Origin of the sequence: Streptacidiphilus melanogenes, from assembly GCF_000787835.1 — a bacterium.
Lineage (GTDB): Bacteria > Actinomycetota > Actinomycetes > Streptomycetales > Streptomycetaceae > Streptacidiphilus > Streptacidiphilus melanogenes.
Genome location: NZ_BBPP01000022.1, coordinates 35656 through 53510, shown reverse-complemented (window position 1 = coordinate 53510; position 17855 = coordinate 35656). Strand labels below are relative to the sequence as shown.

The 17855-nt window shown below is 72.4% G+C and carries 17 protein-coding genes and 2 tRNA genes; 10 read left to right on the top strand and 9 right to left on the bottom strand.

Features of this window, described 5'->3' with window-relative positions; genetic code table 11:
- The first annotated feature begins 129 nt into the window (after positions 1-129).
- From aroA to TR49_RS22670, 6 genes are all read left to right on the top strand, one after another.
- On the top strand, positions 130-1485 hold the full coding sequence (gene aroA / locus TR49_RS22695) for a 3-phosphoshikimate 1-carboxyvinyltransferase (RefSeq protein ID WP_042384409.1): 1356 nt from the start codon (positions 130-132) through the stop codon (positions 1483-1485).
- A gap of 10 nt (positions 1486-1495) precedes the next feature.
- The gene (rsgA, locus tag TR49_RS22690; RefSeq protein WP_042384407.1) at positions 1496-2527 is read left to right on the top strand and encodes a ribosome small subunit-dependent GTPase A; all 1032 of its coding nucleotides are present in this window, start codon (positions 1496-1498) and stop codon (positions 2525-2527) included.
- A gap of 176 nt (positions 2528-2703) precedes the next feature.
- Positions 2704-3027 (top strand): DMT family transporter, encoded by a 324-nt coding sequence (locus TR49_RS22685; protein WP_042384406.1) that lies wholly within the window; start codon positions 2704-2706, stop codon positions 3025-3027.
- Between the two features lie 170 nt (positions 3028-3197).
- The gene (hisN, locus tag TR49_RS22680; RefSeq protein WP_042384403.1) at positions 3198-3992 is read left to right on the top strand and encodes a histidinol-phosphatase; all 795 of its coding nucleotides are present in this window, start codon (positions 3198-3200) and stop codon (positions 3990-3992) included.
- Between the two features lie 201 nt (positions 3993-4193).
- Complete coding sequence (locus tag TR49_RS22675) at positions 4194-4865, top strand: DedA family protein (protein WP_042384400.1); 672 nt, start codon at positions 4194-4196, stop codon at positions 4863-4865.
- A gap of 67 nt (positions 4866-4932) precedes the next feature.
- Positions 4933-5349: a Fur family transcriptional regulator gene (locus tag TR49_RS22670; RefSeq protein WP_042384398.1), complete on the top strand. Its 417-nt coding sequence runs from the start codon at positions 4933-4935 to the stop codon at positions 5347-5349.
- A 268-nt stretch (positions 5350-5617) separates the two neighbouring features.
- On the opposite strand, the gene TR49_RS22665 is transcribed toward TR49_RS22670, so the two are convergent.
- The 4 genes from TR49_RS22665 to TR49_RS22650 all read right to left on the bottom strand — a co-directional run bounded on the left by TR49_RS22665 (position 5618) and on the right by TR49_RS22650 (position 9252).
- On the bottom strand, positions 5618-7420 hold the full coding sequence (locus TR49_RS22665; RefSeq protein WP_084725257.1) for a tetratricopeptide repeat protein: 1803 nt from the start codon (positions 7418-7420) through the stop codon (positions 5618-5620).
- A gap of 614 nt (positions 7421-8034) precedes the next feature.
- Positions 8035-8108, bottom strand: a tRNA-Met gene (locus TR49_RS22660).
- 166 nt (positions 8109-8274) lie between these two features.
- Positions 8275-8348 (bottom strand) — tRNA-Met (locus tag TR49_RS22655).
- A gap of 40 nt (positions 8349-8388) precedes the next feature.
- Positions 8389-9252: a UPF0182 family protein gene (locus TR49_RS22650; RefSeq protein ID WP_152627406.1), complete on the bottom strand. Its 864-nt coding sequence runs from the start codon at positions 9250-9252 to the stop codon at positions 8389-8391.
- A 125-nt stretch (positions 9253-9377) separates the two neighbouring features.
- On the opposite strand from TR49_RS22650, the gene TR49_RS22645 reads away from it, so the two are divergent.
- A complete protein-coding gene (locus TR49_RS22645; RefSeq protein ID WP_042384388.1) occupies positions 9378-9917 on the top strand; it encodes a PPA1309 family protein in 540 nt (179 codons plus the stop codon).
- A gap of 213 nt (positions 9918-10130) precedes the next feature.
- Here TR49_RS22645 and TR49_RS22640 read toward each other — a convergent pair whose 3' ends face one another.
- The 4 genes from TR49_RS22640 to TR49_RS22625 all read right to left on the bottom strand — a co-directional run bounded on the left by TR49_RS22640 (position 10131) and on the right by TR49_RS22625 (position 13257).
- Positions 10131-11222 (bottom strand): YlbL family protein, encoded by a 1092-nt coding sequence (locus tag TR49_RS22640; RefSeq protein ID WP_042384387.1) that lies wholly within the window; start codon positions 11220-11222, stop codon positions 10131-10133.
- Between the two features lie 42 nt (positions 11223-11264).
- A complete protein-coding gene (locus tag TR49_RS22635) occupies positions 11265-11450 on the bottom strand; it encodes a hypothetical protein (RefSeq protein WP_042365106.1) in 186 nt (61 codons plus the stop codon).
- A gap of 150 nt (positions 11451-11600) precedes the next feature.
- Positions 11601-12044, bottom strand: coding sequence for a molybdenum cofactor biosynthesis protein MoaE (locus tag TR49_RS22630; RefSeq protein WP_236653494.1), 444 nt, complete (start codon positions 12042-12044; stop codon positions 11601-11603).
- 133 nt (positions 12045-12177) lie between these two features.
- Positions 12178-13257: an NAD-dependent epimerase/dehydratase family protein gene (locus tag TR49_RS22625; protein WP_042384384.1), complete on the bottom strand. Its 1080-nt coding sequence runs from the start codon at positions 13255-13257 to the stop codon at positions 12178-12180.
- Positions 13258-13469: 212 nt separating this feature from the next.
- Here TR49_RS22625 and TR49_RS22620 point away from each other — a divergent pair, with 212 nt between their 5' ends.
- Positions 13470-15170, top strand: coding sequence for a zinc-dependent metalloprotease (locus TR49_RS22620; protein ID WP_084725253.1), 1701 nt, complete (start codon positions 13470-13472; stop codon positions 15168-15170).
- On the top strand, positions 15167-15751 hold the full coding sequence (locus TR49_RS22615; protein ID WP_236653493.1) for an NUDIX hydrolase: 585 nt from the start codon (positions 15167-15169) through the stop codon (positions 15749-15751). Before TR49_RS22620 ends, TR49_RS22615 begins: the two co-directional genes overlap by 4 nt.
- Before the next feature lie 175 nt (positions 15752-15926).
- Here TR49_RS22615 and TR49_RS22610 read toward each other — a convergent pair whose 3' ends face one another.
- On the bottom strand, positions 15927-16514 hold the full coding sequence (locus TR49_RS22610; protein WP_042384381.1) for a M48 metallopeptidase family protein: 588 nt from the start codon (positions 16512-16514) through the stop codon (positions 15927-15929).
- A gap of 249 nt (positions 16515-16763) precedes the next feature.
- On the opposite strand from TR49_RS22610, the gene TR49_RS22605 reads away from it, so the two are divergent.
- The gene (locus TR49_RS22605; protein ID WP_042384380.1) at positions 16764-17810 is read left to right on the top strand and encodes a ThiF family adenylyltransferase; all 1047 of its coding nucleotides are present in this window, start codon (positions 16764-16766) and stop codon (positions 17808-17810) included.
- The last annotated feature ends 45 nt before the right edge of the window (positions 17811-17855 follow it).

The window sequence follows — 17855 nt, the reverse complement described above, 5'->3', positions numbered from 1 at the left end:
CGGCAAGCCACCCACTCTTCTCCACCCGCTGCTCCACCCGCTTCTCCAACCCCGCCGCCTCATCACCGTGGCCGGTTCCGCGGTCGCCGTTCCGAGCCCCAACCAGTTCGGGGCCTAAGCTGTGTGCTCATGACCGAGCTGCACTGGCCCGCCCCGACCGCGACCGATCCCGTGGACGCGGTGGTCACCGTGCCCGGCTCCAAGTCAGCGACCAACCGCGCCTTGGTGCTGGCCGCTCTCGCCGCCCAGCCCGGCTACGTGCGACGCCCACTGCGCAGCCGCGACAGCCTGCTCATGGCCGAGGGCCTGCGCGCGCTCGGCGTCGGCGTCGAGGACACCCTCAACTCCAGCAGCGGCGTCAGCGGCGGCGGCGAGGCCTGGCGGGTGCTGCCCGCACCCCTCGGCGGACCGGCCACCATCGACGTCGGCAACGCCGGCACCGTGATGCGCTTCCTGCCGCCGGTCGCCGCACTGGCCGACGGCCCCGTCCACTTCGACGGCGACCCGCGCTCGCACGAGCGCCCCCTCGGCGGCGTCATCGAGGCGCTGCGCGCCCTCGGCGCCCGCATCGAGGACGGCGGCCGCGGCGCACTGCCGATGACCGTCCACGGCACCGGAGGCCTGGTCGGCGGCACGGTGACGGTCGACGCCTCCAGCTCCTCGCAGTTCGTCAGCGCGCTGCTGCTGTCCGGCGCCCGCTTCCAGCACGGCGTCGAGGTCCGGCACGTGGGCGAGCCGGTTCCGTCGCTCCCCCACATCCGGATGACGGTGGAGATGCTCCGCGCCGCCGGCGCCCAGGTCGACGCCCCCGAGGACGGCGGCGAGCCGGACGTGTGGCGCGTCGCGCCCGGCGCCCTGCTCGGCCGGGACGTGGTGGTCGAGCCCGACCTCTCCAACGCCGCGCCGTTCCTGGCCGCCGCCCTGGTCACCGGCGGCGCCGTCACCGTCCGCGACTGGCCCGCCCGCACCAGCCAGCCGGGTGACGAGCTGCGGGACCTGTTCACACGGATGGGCGGCACCTGCGAGTTCACAGCTGACGGCCTGCGCTTCACCGGCACGGGCCGGGTCCACGGCATCGACGCGGACCTGCACGCCGTCGGCGAGCTGACCCCCGTGGTCGCCGCCGTCGCGCTCCTCGCCGACTCCCCCTCCACGCTGCGCGGCATCGCGCACCTGCGCCTGCACGAGACGGACCGGCTGGCCGCCCTCGCCCGCGAGTTCAACGCGCTGGGCGGCGACGTCGCCGAGACCGAGGACGGCCTGCGCATCTCGCCGCGTCCGCTGCACGGCGGCGTCTTCCACACCTACGAGGACCACCGCCTGGCCACGGCCGCGGCCGTGATCGGTCTGGTCGTCCCCGGCGTCGAGGTCGAGAACATCGCCACCACCGCCAAGACCCTGCCCGGCTTCCCCGACCTGTGGGCCGAGCTGCTCGGGTCGAAGGAAGGCCCGTTGCCGACCGCCGCCACGGGTGGGAAGGGCTAGGGGTACCGCCATGCGCCGCTACGGCAAGGACGCCGACGAGGACGACATCCGCCAACGCCCCTCCCGACGCGGTTCCCGCCCGCGCACGCGGATCCGTCCCACCCACGAGGACGCCGCCGAGGGGATGGTCCTCACCATCGACCGCGGCCGGTTCACCTGCCTGGTCGAGGAGGGCACCAAGCGCGAGCGTGAGATCGCCGCGATGAAGGCCCGCGAACTCGGCCGCAAGGGCGTCGTCGTCGGCGACCGCGTCGCCCTGGTCGGTGACCTCTCCGGCGAGGACGGCTCCCTGGCCCGCATCGTCCGCGTCGAGGACCGCGACTCGGTGCTGCGCCGCACCGCGGACGACGACGACCCCTACGAGCGCATCGTCGTCGCCAACGCCGACCAGCTGGCCATCGTCACCGCACTCGCCGACCCCGAGCCCCGTCCGCGCCTCATCGACCGCTGCCTGGTCGCCGCCTACGACGCGGGCATGGAGCCGCTGCTGGTGCTGACCAAGTCGGACCTGGCGGGGCCCGAGTCGCTGCTGGAGACCTACGCGCCGCTCGGCGTCCAGCACGTGGTCACCAGCCGCGACACCCTCGCCACCGACGGCGCGGAAACGGTCCGCGAGCTGCTGCGCGGCCTGTCCACGGTCTTCATCGGCCACAGCGGCGTCGGCAAGACCACCCTGGTGAACGCGCTCGTCCCCGACCGCCAGCGCCAGACCGGCCACGTCAACGCGGTCACCGGCCGCGGCCGGCACACCACGACCTCCGCGCTGGCCCTGCGCCTGCCCGCGGCGAAGGGCCAGGAGTCCGGCTGGGTCATCGACACCCCGGGCTTCCGCAGCTTCGGGCTCTCCCACATCGAGCCGTCCCGCGTCATCCACGCCTTCCCGGACCTCGAACCGGGCACCGTCGACTGCCCTCGCGCCTGCTCCCACGACGAGCCCGACTGCGCCCTCGACGCGTGGGTCGCCGACGGCCACGCCGACCCGGCCCGCCTCTACTCGCTGCGCCGTCTCCTCTCCACCCGCGAGGCCCACGAGGGCGACTGACCTCGGCCGACGGGCTCCGGAGCCCGTCGGTCGATGCCGGGAGAGGCCACGCCGCACCGAGATGCGGCGCCGCCCCGCCGCGACGCGTCGAGATCCGTCGAGATGCGTCGAGATGCCGAAGGCCCGAAGCGCGTCGATCATGGTGTGAAGCGGTCGTCGGTTTCCGGGAGGACGCTGTGGCCTGGCTGCTGGTGATCATCGCGGGGCTTCTGGAGACCGGCTTCGCCGTCTGTCTGAAACTCAGCCACGGCTTCACCAACATCTGGCCCACTGTCGGCTTCGCCGCCTTCGCCCTGGGCAGCTTCGGTCTGCTGACACTCTCGCTCAAGACGCTCGAGGTCGGCCCGGCTTACGCCGTGTGGACCGGGATCGGCGCCGGCGGCACCGCGATCGTCGGAATGATCTGGCTGGGCGAGGCGGTCTCCGTGCTCAAGCTGGTCTCGATCGCGCTCGTCCTCACGGGCGTGGTCGGCCTCCAGCTCAGCGGCTCGGCCCACTGACCCGACGGTCACGGCCAAAAGAACGAACCGGGACGTTCCATGTCGGCCCTCCGTGAGGCGGCGCTCCTGCGAAGGGCCCGATCCCCCGCCGCGCGGTGCACCTCGATCGGCGCGCGGCACGGCGTGGACGACGCTGGCCCGCACCGGTCGAGATCGTTACTGTTCGGGGCATGGCCGACTACTCCGACGATCTGCGCCTCGCCCACGTCCTCGCGGACCACGCCGACTCGGTGACCCTCGACCGCTTCCGCGCGCTCGACCTCGCCGTCGAGACCAAACCGGACCTCACCCCGGTCAGCGACGCGGACAAGGCCGTCGAGGACCTCCTCCGCAGCGACCTCTCCCGCGCCCGGCCACGCGACACCGTCCTCGGCGAGGAGTTCGGCACCACCACCGGCCAGAGCCCCCGCCGCTGGGTCATCGACCCGATCGACGGCACCAAGAACTTCATCCGCGGCGTCCCGGTCTGGGCCACGCTGATCGCGCTGATGGAGGCCGGCCCCGGTGGCGAACAACCCGTCGTCGGACTGGTCTCCGCCCCCGCGCTCGGACGCCGCTGGTGGGCGGCCCGGGGCACCGGTGCGTTCACCGGCCGCAGCCTCACCCGGGCCAGCCGTATCCGCGTGTCGGAGGTCTCCCGCCTCGAGGACGCCTCGTTCTCCTACTCCTCGCTCACCGGCTGGGAGGAGCGCGGCAAGCTGGACGCCTTCCTCGACCTCACCCGGGCCTGCTGGCGCACCCGCGCCTACGGCGACTTCTGGTCCTACATGATGGTCGCCGAGGGCGCCGTGGACATCGCGGCCGAACCCGAGCTCAGCCTCTGGGACATGGCCGCCAACTGCGTCATCGTCGAGGAGGCGGGCGGCCGCTTCACCGGCCTCGACGGCATCCCCGGTGTCCGCAGCGGCAACGCCGTCGCCAGCAACGGCCTGCTGCACGGCGAGGCACTCCACCGCCTGGGCTGAGGCAGCCGCACCGTCGCCGTCTGCCGGCTGCCTGGGCCGGGCCTGTCCGGCTGGGGCCGGTCGGACGGCGGGCAGGCGGACAGAGGGCGGGCGGACGGGCAGTCGGCGGGCCGCCCGGCACGTTCGTCGCTGACCACGCCCTTACCCCGGCGGACGGTACGGTGATGTCCGCCCTGTCCGCTCGTGCCGTGAGGACCGCCGATGTCCTGGATCAGCGACCACCTGCTCTCGCTCAACGGGACGCTGGTGCTGATCGCCGTCTTCCTGCTCCCCGCCCTGGAGTCCTCGGTCTTCCTCGGGTTTCTGATCCCCGGCGAGACCGCCGTGGTGATCGGCGGCGTCACCGCCTACAACGGCCACACCCAGCTGTGGGCGGTGCTGCTCGTGGCGATCCTCGGTGCGGTGATCGGCGACGGGATCGGCTACGCGGTCGGCAAGCGGTGGGGCGACACGCTGCTCGCCCGCCTGCCGGAGCGCCTGATCAAGCCCGCCAGCATCCGTCAGAGCAAGGAGCTGATCCGGCGCCTCGGCGGAAAGGCCGTCTTCGCCGGCCGCTTCGCCGCGGCCCTGCGCGCGCTGGTCCCGGGCCTGTGCGGCGTCTCCGAGATGCCCTACCGCACCTTCGCCCGGTGGAACCTGCTCGGCGGAGCGGTCTGGGCCACGGGCTTCGTCCTGCTCGGCTACTTCGCCGGAGCCGGCTGGCACCGGGTCGAGCACTACGCCTCGCTGGCGAGCTGGCTCGCGGTCGGCGCCGGGGCCGTCGTCGTCATCGGCCTGGTCCTCCTCAAGCGCCGCGCCGAGAAGAAGGCCGAAGCCTGGCTGGACGAGACCGGGAGCGAGACGCAGACCGAGGCTGAGAACTCCGCCGTCTGAGGTGTGATCCAGTATTGGATCTTGTCCAAAACCGAACGCTCTCCGGCCCCCTGCTACCCTCTCCCCTATGAGTGACCTGCTGGAACGGCTCCGGGATCGCGGATGGCGACTCACCGCGCAACGTCGGGTCGTCGCACAGGTCCTGGACGGCGACCACGTCCACTACACCGCCGACGAGATCCACGCCCGCGCGGTGGAACTGCTTCCCGAGATCAGCCGGGCGACGGTCTACAACACCCTCGGTGAGCTCGTCTCCCTGGGCGAGGTGCTCGAAGTCTCCACGGACGGCCGCGCCAAACGGTACGACCCGAACGCGCGCCATGCCCACCAGCACCTCATCTGCGAGGGCTGCGGCACGATCCGCGACGTCCACCCGGCAGGCGACCCGCTCGGCTCCCTTCCGGCCGCCGAGCGCTACGGCTTCACCATCTCCGGTGTCGAGGTCACCTACCGCGGCCTCTGCCCCGACTGCGCCAAGGCCTAGCGGGACGCCGCGCCCGACCGAGGGCGTCCGGTCCGGCGCGCACGCACCGTCAGGTCCGGCGCGCACGCATCGTCAGGCGTGCACGGCTCGCAAGGTGAGGCCCCGCCACGCGGGCGTGTCCGGCGCTCCCGGGCCGGACGCAGCCTGCACCCACCGGTCCTGCGGGCCCCTGACTGATACTGACCCGGCCGTCGGCCACACGTGCGGGCGACACATGTCAGGCGTTGGGTGTCAGGCTTCCGGCGTTTGGGCGTTTGGGCGTCGTTCGTCACGCCGAAAGCTCGGCGCTCAGCGCCTCCAGCAGGCGTTCCGCCCGCTCCGTGACGGCCGGGGGCCCGAGCTCCGCCGCGCGCACGCACCAGACCCGCGCCTCCCGAAGCTCGCCGCGACGTGCCGCGACCAACGCGAGCCGGAGCGCGGCCCGCCCGTGGCCGGCCTCGGCCGCAACGGTGTACCAGCGCAGCGCCTCGGACTCGCCGCCCTCCCGCGCCAGGAGCAGGCCCAGGTTGAAGGCTCCGCTGCGGCTGCCGCCCTCGGCGGCCGCCCGGTACCAGCGCTCCGCCTCCTCGGTCTCGCCGCGCTCCGCGGCACGGACGCCGATGCGCACCTGGGCGCGGCCGTGTCCGGCCTCGGCAGCCTTGCGGTACCACCGCTCCGGGTCCTCGCCGCGCCCCCCGGTCTCGTCCTCGTACCGCTCCAGCAGCACGGCGAGACGGAACGCACCCTCGACCGAGCCGCCCTCCGCGGCCAACCGGTACCGCGCCGCCGCCGCGGCCAGATCGCCGCGCCGTTCCTTCGCGACGCCGAGTTGCAGCGCCGCGTCGGCATGGCCCTCGGCCGCCGCGCGCGCGTACCACTCCTGCGCCGAGTGCAGCTCGCCGCGCTCCGCGTGCAGGATGCCCAGGTTGTAGGCGGCGTCGATCGAACCCGCCTCGGCGGCCTTGCAGAACCACGGCTCCGCGCCAGGCGTGTCACCACGCTGCAGCAGCATCACAGCCAGCGCGTTGCTCGCCTCACGGTGGCCCGCATAGGCCGCGCGCCGGTACCACTGCTCGGCCATCGCCTCCTGGCCGCGGGCCGCAGCCATCAATCCGAGGTTGAAGGCACCGTTGTGGTCCCCGGCGTCGAGGGCGGAGCGGTACCACTGCTGCGCCATCTCGGTCTCGCCCCACTCGTCGTGGAGCGCGCCCAGCGCATTCGCGGCGGTGCCGTCGCCGGCCTCGGCGGCCTCACGCCACCAGTCGGCGGCGCCCACAGCGTCGCCCTGGTCGCGCAGCAGGAAGCCCAACGCGCAGGCCGCGCGCGCCTCGCCGGCCTGTGCGGCCTGGCGGTACCAACGCGCCGCCTCCTCGCGGTCGCCGCGCGCCTCGAGCAGGTGGCCGAGGCGCAGCGAGGCCGCAGTGTGGCTGCGCGCCGCGGCCTGCCGGTACCAGGGCTCGGCCCCGGCGGCGTCTCTCGCGCCCTCGCGCAGCCGCCCGAGCCGGTAGGCGGCCTCGCGGTGGCCGACCTCGGCGGCCGTGCGGAACCAGCGCTCGGCGCGGACCGTGTCGTGGCGGTGCTCCAGCAGGTCGCCGAGGGCGTAGGCGCCACCGGTGTGTCCCTGCTCGGCCGCCTGGAGCAGCCAGTACTCGGCGCCGGACTCGTCGCCGCGGTCGCGCAGGTGGAGTCCGAGGGCGTGCGCGGCGGGCGCGCTGCCGGCGACCGCGGCCTCACGCCACCAGGTCCCGGCCTCGTCGCGGTGTCCGCGCTGGTGCAGCAGCACGCCGAGGTTGTTGGCACCGGCCCGCAGCCCGGCCGCGGCGGCGCGACGCAGGTAGGGTTCGGCGGCCTCCAGGTCGCCCCGGCGCAGCAGAAGGGCGCCCAGTAGGCTGGCCGCCGCGGCGTCACCGGCCTCGGCGGCCTCCCGGTAGCGCTGCTCCAGCGCCTCCCGCTCACGGGCCGCGAGCACTTCCTCGAAACTCTCCGCGCCTGCCGCGCTCTCCCCGCCGACCGCGGCCTCACCGGCGGCGGCAGGGTCGATGTCGGCATCGGGCCCGATCGCCGGCTCGTCGATCGCCGGCTCGTCGAACACGGATCCTGTGAGCGATGCCGCAGCGAGCGGGGTGCCGTCGACGGCGGGGCGTCGTACCGCCGCCCTGGGGGCGGGCTGGGATTCGGTCGCAGCTGCGTCCGGTCTCACGCCGTCGGACTGCGCCGGGTCGGCGGTCTCCTGACCGGACAGAGACGTGCCGTTCAGCTGGGCATCCTGGACGCGCTGCGAAGGCAGCCGCCCCGCCTGCTCGGCCCCCGTCGGGCCTCCAGCCATTACCGACATGTCGACTCCCGCGTCCGCCGGGGATGCGGGCACCCCTGGTGCGCGATCGCCCCTGCGGAGCTCATCGTCGCACCATCCGCAACCCGCGTACACCTGGTATACCGCAGCTTGTGAGGGTACTTCAGCGCTTTGTCGATATCGCGACACATCTACCGTGCAACGCCTGTGCGAGTGCCCGTCCCCAGCCTGGCTCCGACCTCCCGCGACCCCCGTCTTCCCTTGCCGAGACTCGATAAGACTGTCCGTCAGATTCCGTACCCGTTCGGCAGAGCCCCGCGCGTGTCGGCGTGCCCGAAGGGCAGCGTCGAGCGTGAGCAGAGCATCGCCGACATGCGACAGGCCCGGTGCGTGTGCACCGGGCCTGTCTTCAGTAGCGGGGACAGGATTTGAACCTGCGACCTCTGGGTTATGAGCCCAGCGAGCTACCGAGCTGCTCCACCCCGCGTCGTTGTGTCTCTACTCTACGACGCGACGGCCGATCAGAGCAAATCGATATAACCAGGGCCCGATATCACCAGGACCGACGACGAAAGCCGACGATCAGAACAGCCCAGCTACGCCGACCACAACGACGAAGGCCCGGTGCGTGTGCACCGGGCCTTCGTCTTGAGTAGCGGGGACAGGATTTGAACCTGCGACCTCTGGGTTATGAGCCCAGCGAGCTACCGAGCTGCTCCACCCCGCGTCGTTGTGTCCCAACCATAGCACGTGCTCAGAGCGTCCCCTCAACCGAGATACCGGACCAGGACCGGGTACACACCGCCCACCAGCCCGGAGCAGAGCACCAGCAGCCCGAGCCCCGTCAGGGCAGGCAACCAGCGGTGCCGCACCGGAACGGTGAGGAAGAGCAGCGCGCAGATCAACGCGAGCCAGCACAGGACCGACTTCGCCTGGAGCCAGGCGGCAAGCTCGCGGCGGCCCAGTTCGCCCGCGCGGCCGACGATCTCGAAGCGGTCCAGCCAGTACGCCGCCGCCTTCAGCCCCAGCAGTACGGCGCACAGCACCGACAGCTGCGCCCGCGCCGCGGCGGTACTGCGTCTGCACCGGTCCTGCAGCTGCAGGCCGCCGTACAGGTAGTGCACCGCCCCGGCGGCCGCGAGCGAGGCCACCATCGCCGCGAAGCCGAAGTCGACCAGGAAGCGGTACCAGGGCACCGTCGTCAGATAGAACCCGGAGGGCCGGTGCAGGATCGGATCCCGCACGCCCCACTCGGCGCCGCGCACGGTCTCCTGCCAGAGCTCCGCATGCGTCGCCGCAGCGGCCCCCGCGAGGACGCCGGGCACGCCGGTGACCGCCGCCAGCAGCACCGGTTTGCGTCCCGCGACGAGCTGCCGGCACGGGTCCAGACTCACCTGCTCGGGTGACATCACACTCAGCGGTTGGCGGAGCCGGTGCGCCAACCAGCAATTGCCGCCCACCAGCAGCGCCATGACGGAGCCGAAGACCAGGAAGAGGGTGAACTGCGCCCAGGTCGGTGCGACGAGCACCACCAGGGCGCCCAGCATCAGACCCGCCGAGATCGCCGACGCCAACGGCAGCGCGCGCGGACGACGCCGCGTCGGGCCGGGCGTCGGCATCTGGAATACCAAGGCGGGTCCTCGGGAGCTCGTCGTCGACTGGGCAGGTCGGTCCTGGCTCGGCGGGTTCCAGGGACCGCTAGTCCAACTCCGACGACGATTATTTGAGTTCCCGCTTACATGTGAGGATATGGAGCATGTCCGACGCCACACCCCCTGCCGCCCGCCCGCTGACCCGCGCCGCGCTCGAGATCGACGAGTACGTCGCCGGCCTGGGCTGGGACCAGCCCGCCCGCCTCTTCGCCCTGGTGGACACGGGCAAGCTCCTGGCGAACGAACCCGCCCTCGCCCGTCAGCTCGGCCTGGAGTCCGGCGCCGAGGGCGAGCTGACCCCGATCGAGCAGGAGGAGCTCCCGCGCGACGCCAAGCTGGACGAGTTCCTCGGCACCATCGCCTGGCCGGACGCGGTCGCCGGCTGCGCCCTGGTCGTCGAGCGGCTGATCCTGCCGCCCTCGGCCGAGTCGCAGCTGCCCACGGGCAAGAGCGAGCGTGAGCTGGCGGCCTTCGTCGCCAAGCACCCCGAGCGCCAGGAGGTCCGGATGACGGTCGCCGTGCTGCGCGACGGCAGCCGCGAATCCGCGCTGCGTCTGCGCGAGAAGGACTCCGCGCGGGAGGTCCTCACCGGCCCCGACCTGGTGCCGGGTCTGGCCGACGCCCTGCTGACCACGTTCAGCTGAGCAGCTCCGACTGACCGCTCCTCGGCGGATAAGGACGGACGGCTCGCGAGCCGGTGCTCGCGAGCCGGTCTGCCCTCGGTGGGCAGGCCGGCCACCCTTCGACCGTCCCGCTGTTCAACCGCCGCGCTGTTCGACCACCTTGCTGTTCGACCACCCTGCTGTGCAGTTCGCTCGCATGCGGTCCGCTCGTCCTGCCGTCCAGGGCCGCCGGATCTACTTGGCCGAGCAGGAGGGCAGCGCCGCGGTGTTGCCCGAACGGATGTCGGCGAGCGCCCGGAGCGCGCCGTTGAGGCTGGTCTCCTTGACGAGGGTGAGGCCCTTGGGCGTGGCGGAGGCCGCCTCGGCGCAGTTGTCGGCCGGGGTGAAGAAGTACTGCGCACCCGCGTCACGGGCCGCGATCAGCTTCATGCTGATGCCTCCGATGGGCCCGACGGTCCCGTCGGCGTCGATGGTGCCGGTGCCGGCGATGAACTTCCCGCCGGTCAGATTGGTGCCGTTGAGCTTGTCCACGATGCCGAGCGCGAACATCAGGCCCGCACTCGGCCCGCCGACGTCACCCAGGTTGATCTGCACGTCGAACGGGAAGGTGTGCTCGACGTCCGGCTGGATGCCCACCATGGCCTTGCCGGTGTCCGGGTTCTTCGCGGTCGTGACGGTCACGTTCTGCTCGACCGCGGCCTGCTGGGCCGGCGTCTGGGTGATGTCCGAGGTCTTCGCCTTGGGAATCACCGTGAAGACCACGTCCTGACCCGGCTGGTGCTTGGTGACCAGCGTGGACACCTGCTGGGGGTCGGTGACGCGCGTGCCGTCCACGGCCAGGATCACGTCCCCGGCGTGCAGCTTGCCGACGGAGGGACTGTTCTCCACGACCGCCGCGACCACGACCTCGGCCTTGACCGGATACCCCAGGCTGCTGAGCGCGGCGGCCTTGGCGCTGTCCTGCGAGGCGGAGAACTCCTCGGCGTTCTGCTGCTGGGCCTGCTCCTCGGTCTGATTGTCCGGGTAGAGCGTGCTGTGCGGCACGATCGCCATGTCGCTCTTGATCCAGCCGATCAGCGCGGAGACCAGGCTCGGTCGGTAGTCCGCGCTGCTCACCTCGACCGTGGTCATGTTGAGGTTGCCGGTGGTCGGAAACGTCGGATGCCCGGTGATGACGATGACCGGCTTGCCGTTCTGCTCACCCAGCGTGTTGTACGTCGGCCCCGGGCTCATCTCGGCATAGGGCGCCGGCACCACGAGGGCGACGCAGAAGAGCGCTATGAGCATCAGCGTGGCGGCGAGCATCGTCGCGGAGCGGCGTGGCATGGCACGACAGTACGGGACGCGCGCGCAGTCGCGCCCGGCGGACTAGGCTTCCGGCCGGTCGGTCGTGCGTTCCATGGCCTCACGGAAGCGTTCGTAGCCCTGTACGGAGTCCCGGTCACCCGTCGAGCGGGTTCGGGAGGACCAGGTCACCCAGAGTGCGGCGAGCACACCACCCACCAACGGGATGATCCACCAGGCGAGCACACCCATGTCGTTCTCCCAGATCATCGTGGTATCAGCAGACTAGTCGCTGATCGACACAACGATCACCGGGCCATGCCGGTCACGCACCTGATCCATACCCGTGCGACGGACGAGCGAGACACCTCGCGGCTCACGGGCGGCCACGGTTGGTCCGCCTGGTCGCGTCGGCGTGGCTCAGCAGGCGGCGACCCACTCCGCGGCACCGTCGGTGAAACTCTGGTGCTTCCAGATCGGCACCTCGTGCTTGAGCGTGTCGATCAGGCGCCGGCAGGCCTCGAACGCCTCGCCACGGTGGGCGCAGGACACCGCCACGATCACCGCGATGTCGTTGATCTCCAACAGCCCGACCCGGTGCACGGCGGCGAGGGCGAGGACCGGGAAGTCCGCACAGACCTTCTCCGCCACCCGGCGCAGTTCGGCCTCCGCAGTCGGGTGCGCGCTGTACTCCAGAGCGGTGACGCCCTTGCCTCCGTCGTGGTCACGGACCGTGCCGATGAAGACGTCGGTTCCGCCGGCGGCGTCGTGCTGGACCGCGGCGCAGACCTCGTCGAGCGACAGCACGGTCTCACGCAGCGCGAGCAGGCGGATCGGGTCGTCGGCCGTGGTGTTGGGGCTCATGGCTTCCATGATGACGGATCGCAGGCGCGTCTCAAGAGCCGATTCCGCATCGTGACATCCAACTTCCATCGTTGCCGAGCCATGAGATCCGTCCCCTCAGCGGTCGATCACGCCCCGCACACCCACTCGGCCCTCAGACGCGTCGCCGTTTCCGAGCCCGACGCACCAACGCCGCCGTGCCCACCAGGGCCACCGTGGCTCCCGCCGCACCCAGGCTGGTCGCCGCGTCCTTGCCACTGAGGCGACGACCGGCCACCGCGTGGTTCCCGGAGACCTGTGCCAGCAGTTCGGCCAGCACGTCCTCGTTGCTGTGCCGCGGTCGCCAGCCCGCCTCGTGCAGTCGACTCCCCGAGACCACCCACGGATACATCGTGTAGGCCAGATCGCCCGCCGGGGCGGGGGTCAGACCGAGCCGGTGCAACCGGGCCGCCGTCCCCAGCGCGAGGGAGGCGGGCAACTCCATCCGACGGATCCCGGTGATCTGCTCGACCTCCTCCTGCTCGAGCCAGCCGTCGCAGCCGACGGTCACCTCACCCTCGACGAAGCCGAGCGCCGCGTACTCCAGCGCGGTGGTCAGGTCGTCCACGTGACAGAACTGCCAGCACGGCCGGGAGCCCGCCACCACCAGCAGGCGCGGCGCCTCGAAGTGCCGGGTCAGCACGGTGTCCACACCGGGCCCGACGAGCACGGCCGGACGCAGCACCGTCACCGAGAGCCCGGGATGGACATGCGGCGCCCTGCGGGCGAGGCGCTCGATCTCCAGCAGATCGCCCACGAGAGTGGCCTCTTCGGTGGCGCGCAACGGCGCGTCCTCGGCCATCGGGACCTCGTTGTCGGCCAGGGCCCCGTAGACCATCGCGGAGGTGCACAGCACCACCCGGTGCACCCCCGCGGCCGCCGCGGCGGTGATCACCGTCTGGGTGCCCCGCACGTTGTACGCCGACCGCGCCTTGGGGTCCGACTCCATCCCGAGGTCGAGCGCCAGGTGGACCACCACGTCAACGCCGGCCAGCCGCTCGGCCACGGCGGGGTCCCGGACGTCGAGGACCCGCCACTGGACCCCCTTGGCCTCACCGCGACGCTCGTCGATCGCCAGCACCCGCCGCACCCCCTGGGCCTCGGCAAGGCGGCGGACCAGCCTTTCACCCATGCCGGAGGCGGCGCCGGTGACAGCCACGACCAGGGGCGGCCCCGTGTACTCGGGACGGCCCACCTCGGCCTCCTCCGTACCCGCCGGACCCACCTGGTCACCGGTCAGCCGAGAGCGAACGTCCGAAGGCGGGGAACTCACCGGCTATCCTCCACGGTTAGTTTTGATGCGTACGTAAGTGTCACGTACCGGTCCATCCTGCCCGAGGCCAGGGCATGGCGGTGCACCCGGCACCCGCCGTGTTCCGGCGCCGGCCTATCAGATCGAGGCGACTCGTGAGCGACATCCCCTTCGGCTTCGGCCTTCCCCCCGAGGAGCCCGAGGAGGGCAAGGAGGGGAAGCAGGGCGGCTCCGGCAGCCAGGGCGGCTCCGGCAGCAGCCACAACGACAAGAGCAGCGGCGGCTCAGGAAGCGGCGACAGCGGCGACTCGGGCGGCGGCGGCCAGGGCGGCAACCCCTTCGGCTTCGGATTCCCCGGCTTTCCCGGCCTGCCCGGTGGCCCTGGCGGCTCCGGCGAGGCCGGTGACAACCCCTTCGCCGCCATCTTCGGCGGTCTGAACCCCAACGACCTGGGCGCCGCCTTCCAGCAGCTCGGCCAGATGCTCTCCTTCGACGGCGGGCCGGTCAACTGGGAGCTCGCCAAGAACATCGCCCGCCAGGCGGTCGTTCAGGGCAGCGAGGAGGAGGGGTCCAAGGACCGCTCCGTCGCTCAGTCGGAGCGGTCTGCCGTCTTCGAGTCGATGCGCCTCGCCGAGCTCTGGCTGGACTCCGTAACGGCGCTGCCCGCCGGCGCGGGCACCGCGGTCGCGTGGAGCCGGGCAGAGTGGATCGAGGCCACCCTCCCGACCTGGCAGCAGCTGGTGGACCCGGTCGCCGAACGCGTCGGCAACGCCATGGGCAGCGTGGTCCCCGAGGAGATGCAGGCCATGGCCGGCCCGCTGCTCGGCGTGATGCGCAGCATGGGCGGTGCCATGTTCGGCACCCAGATCGGCCAGGCGCTCGGCGCCCTGGCGGCCGAGGTGCTCGGCTCCAGTGACGTCGGCCTGCCGCTGGGCCCGGCCGGCAAGGCCGCGCTGCTGCCGCAGAACATCGAGATCTTCGGCGAGGGGCTGTCGGTGCCCGCCGACGAGGTCCGCCTGTACCTCGCCCTGCGCGAGGCAGCCCACCAGCGCCTCTTCGCCCACGTTCCGTGGTTGCGCCAGCACCTCTTCGGGGCCGTCGAGGCCTACGCGCGCGGCATCAAGGTCGACACCGCCCGGCTGGAGGACCTGGTCGGTCAGGTCGACCCCACGAACCCCGAGTCGCTGCAGGAGGCCCTGGGAGGCGGTCTGTTCCAGCCCGAGGACACCCCCGAGCAGAAGGCCGCGCTGGCCCGGCTGGAGACGGCCCTCGCCCTGGTCGAGGGTTGGGTGGACGCCGTTGTCCACGCGGCCGCGTCGCCGCACCTGCCGCACGCCGCCGCCCTGCGCGAGACCCTGCGCCGCCGCCGTGCGACGGGCGGACCGGCCGAGCAGACCTTCGCCACCCTGGTCGGCCTGGAGCTGCGCCCGCGCCGCCTGCGCGACGCCTCCCGTCTGTGGGCCTCGCTGGCCGACGCCCGCGGCACCGACGGCCGCGACGCGCTGTGGGGCCACCCGGACATGCTGCCCACGGCGGCGGACCTGGACGATCCGGACGGCTTCGTGCACGCTGCGGCCCCGGATCTCGCCGAGGGTGGCATCGACTTCTCCAAGCTCGACGAGATGCTCAACGAAGCCGCCGGGCGACGCCCCGGTGCCCCCGGAACCGAGAAGACTTCCGACGCGGGTGCCGAGGACAAGAGCTCCGACGACAAGAGCTCGGCCAGCGGCTCCGGCTCCGGCTCCGGCTCCGGCTCCGAGAAGGACGGCCCTGCGGCCGGTAGCTCCTCCGCCGGCGAGTCCGGCGATGTGAAGCCGGGCGAGGAAGACGAGGGGAAGCCGGGTACCGAGCAGTGATCTCGCGCACCGAGACGATCTCCCTCTCCGCCCTCCATGCGGACGCCGTACGAACGTTGAGCTCCTGGGAGGCGCCCGACCCGGAGCAGGACCTGCTGCGGCACGACTACCTGGCCCACCTCGACGCCCGGGTGGACGGGGTCTGGCGCAGCTGTCGTCCGGCCCACATCACCGCGAGCGCCCTGGTCGTCGACGCGGAGAACGGGCGGGTGCTGCTCACCCTGCACCCGAAGGTGGGTCGTTGGCTGCAGCTGGGCGGTCACTGCGAGCCCGAGGATGCAACCCTGGCCGGTGCCGCCCTGCGCGAGGCCCGGGAGGAGTCGGGCATCGCCGAGGGCCTGGCCCTGATCGGGGAGGGGCCCGCCAAGCTGGACCGCCACGCGGTGCGCTGCGCCGGCAAGGATCAGCCGGAGAACACGCATCTGGACGTCCAGTACCTGGTCATGGCCCCCTCGGACGCGGTGGCCAGGATCAGCGAAGAGTCCCTGGACCTGCGCTGGTTCCCATGGGAGGCGTTGCCCTCCGACACCGACGCCTCGGTCCGGCGGCTGACGGAGCTGGCCAGGCTCGCGCTGCGCTGAGGGCGGACCGGGTGTCAGGAGCCGAGCTCACGAGGCTCGGCTGACAGATCCCGGCCGTCGGTCCGGGCCGACGGTCCGGGCCGACAGGTCTGTCGCCAACAGGTCCGAACCCGCCGGCCGAAGCGGGTCGGCCGAGGATCGCCGAAGGCGCCCTGGCTGCCCGATGTGCGCGGCCTCAGTGGCTCTCGCGCTGGGAAGGCAGTCGGGCGGTGACGACGCCCTCGAGGTAGCCCCGCGCACGTTCGGTGCGCGGGTAGGCATCCAGCAGAGCCCAGAACCGGCTCCCGTGGTCCGGCTCCAGGAGGTGGGCGAGCTCGTGCAGCAGCACGTAGTCGACCACGTAGTCGGGCATGCCCTGCAGCCGGTGCGAGAGGCGTATCGTCCCCTCCGACGGGGTGCAGGAGCCCCAGCGGGTGTTCTGGTTGGTGACCCAGCGGACGCTCCGGGGCTTCGCCCGGCCACCCAGGTACTTCCTGGACAGCTCACAGGCACGCGCCGCAAGCTCGTCGTCACCGCGGATCTGCCGGCTCTCCCGGGCGTCGAGCCGATCCAGCATCCGCTCCACCCAGCGCTTCTCCTCGGCCGCGGACATGCGGGCCGGGATCAGCACGACGGTTCGCCCGTCCTCGCGATAGGCGGACACCGTGCGGCTGCGGCGGGCGCTTCTGCGCACCTCGACGTTCTGCGCCGACAACCGACTCTGGGGCGTTGCCAGAGCAGGTCTGCGCGGCGCAGCGGGACGGTGCTCCGGTCCAGCAGCCACGCCGGAGACGCTACCTGCCGGGACCGACAAAAGTCCCCACCCCTTGGCTGAATTTCTCCCTTCGGGTGGTCATCGACACAGTGGGAATAGGGCTGTTTCGCGCCAAAGCTGGACCAACCCACAGCAGATTTGAGCGATCATCAGACCATATCCACAGCCCTGTGGATAACTTTGCGCACGTTTTCCGCCTCGGGTGCATGCTGAGCCCGTCAGATCCGGCAGGACCCACCGCTCGGAACGGAGACGTCGATGCGCCCCTGTCTCAAGCCCGCTCTGCACCGCGCCTGGCGCGACCGGGAGACGCTGCAGTTCGGCCTCGACTCCCGACACGGCGGCACGATGGCGGCCGCGCCCGACGAGGCGCGGTTCCTCGACCTGCTGGACGGCACACGGGAGCTGGCCGCACTCCCGGGCGAGGCGGCTCGCCTGGGCATCGGCCCGGAACGCGTCGGCGAGCTGCTGGAGGAGCTGCTCGCCTGCGACGCCCTCGACGACAGCACCGCCCATCGACCGCTGCTGGCCCTGCCGCCGGAGGAGCGCGCACGGCTGGCACCGGATCTGGCCGCGCTCTCGCTCGCCCGGCCCGGTCCGGGCGCGGCTCCCGCCGCCCTGCTCGCCCGCCGGGAGGCCAGGGTCGAGGTGCGCGGGGCCGGACGGGTGGGGGCAGCCGTCGCCTCGCTGCTGGCCGCAGCCGGGGTGGGGAGAGTCCGGGTACGCGACGCGGGCCGGGTGCAGCCCGAGGACGCCTCGCCGGCGGGGCTCCGCCCCGACGACGCCGGCCGGCTTCGCATCGACGCGGCAAGGGCCGCCGTCCGCCGCGCCGCGCCTTGGCGGCCCGACGAGACGGCCGCCACCCAGGGGCTTCCGGATCTCGTCGTGGTGGCCCCGCGCGGGCTGCCCGATCCGGAGCTCGGGCAGGCGCTGGTGCAGGCCGGGCTCCCACACCTGTACGCGGGTGTGGTGGAGACCACCGGCTCGGTGGGGCCGCTCGTACTGCCGGGCGACAGCCCGTGCGGGCGCTGCCTGTCCTGTCGACGCGCCGAGGAGGACCCGAGCTGGCCTTTGCTCCTGGCCCAGCACTGCAGCGGCAGGTCCGCTCCGGGGGCCTGCGACGCCACCCTGGCGGCCACGGTCGCCTCCACCGCGGCGTTGCACGCGTTGATCTACCTGGACGGTGCGGCACCGCCTAGCCTGGGCGGGTGGGTCGACATCTCAATGGTCGACGGCTCGATGCGCCGCCGGTCACTGGAAGCGCACCCCGATTGCGGCTGCTGCTGGCAGCCCGAGGCAGAATGAGCTCAGCCGCACGCACCACACACGCACCGGACGAGGATCCGCCCG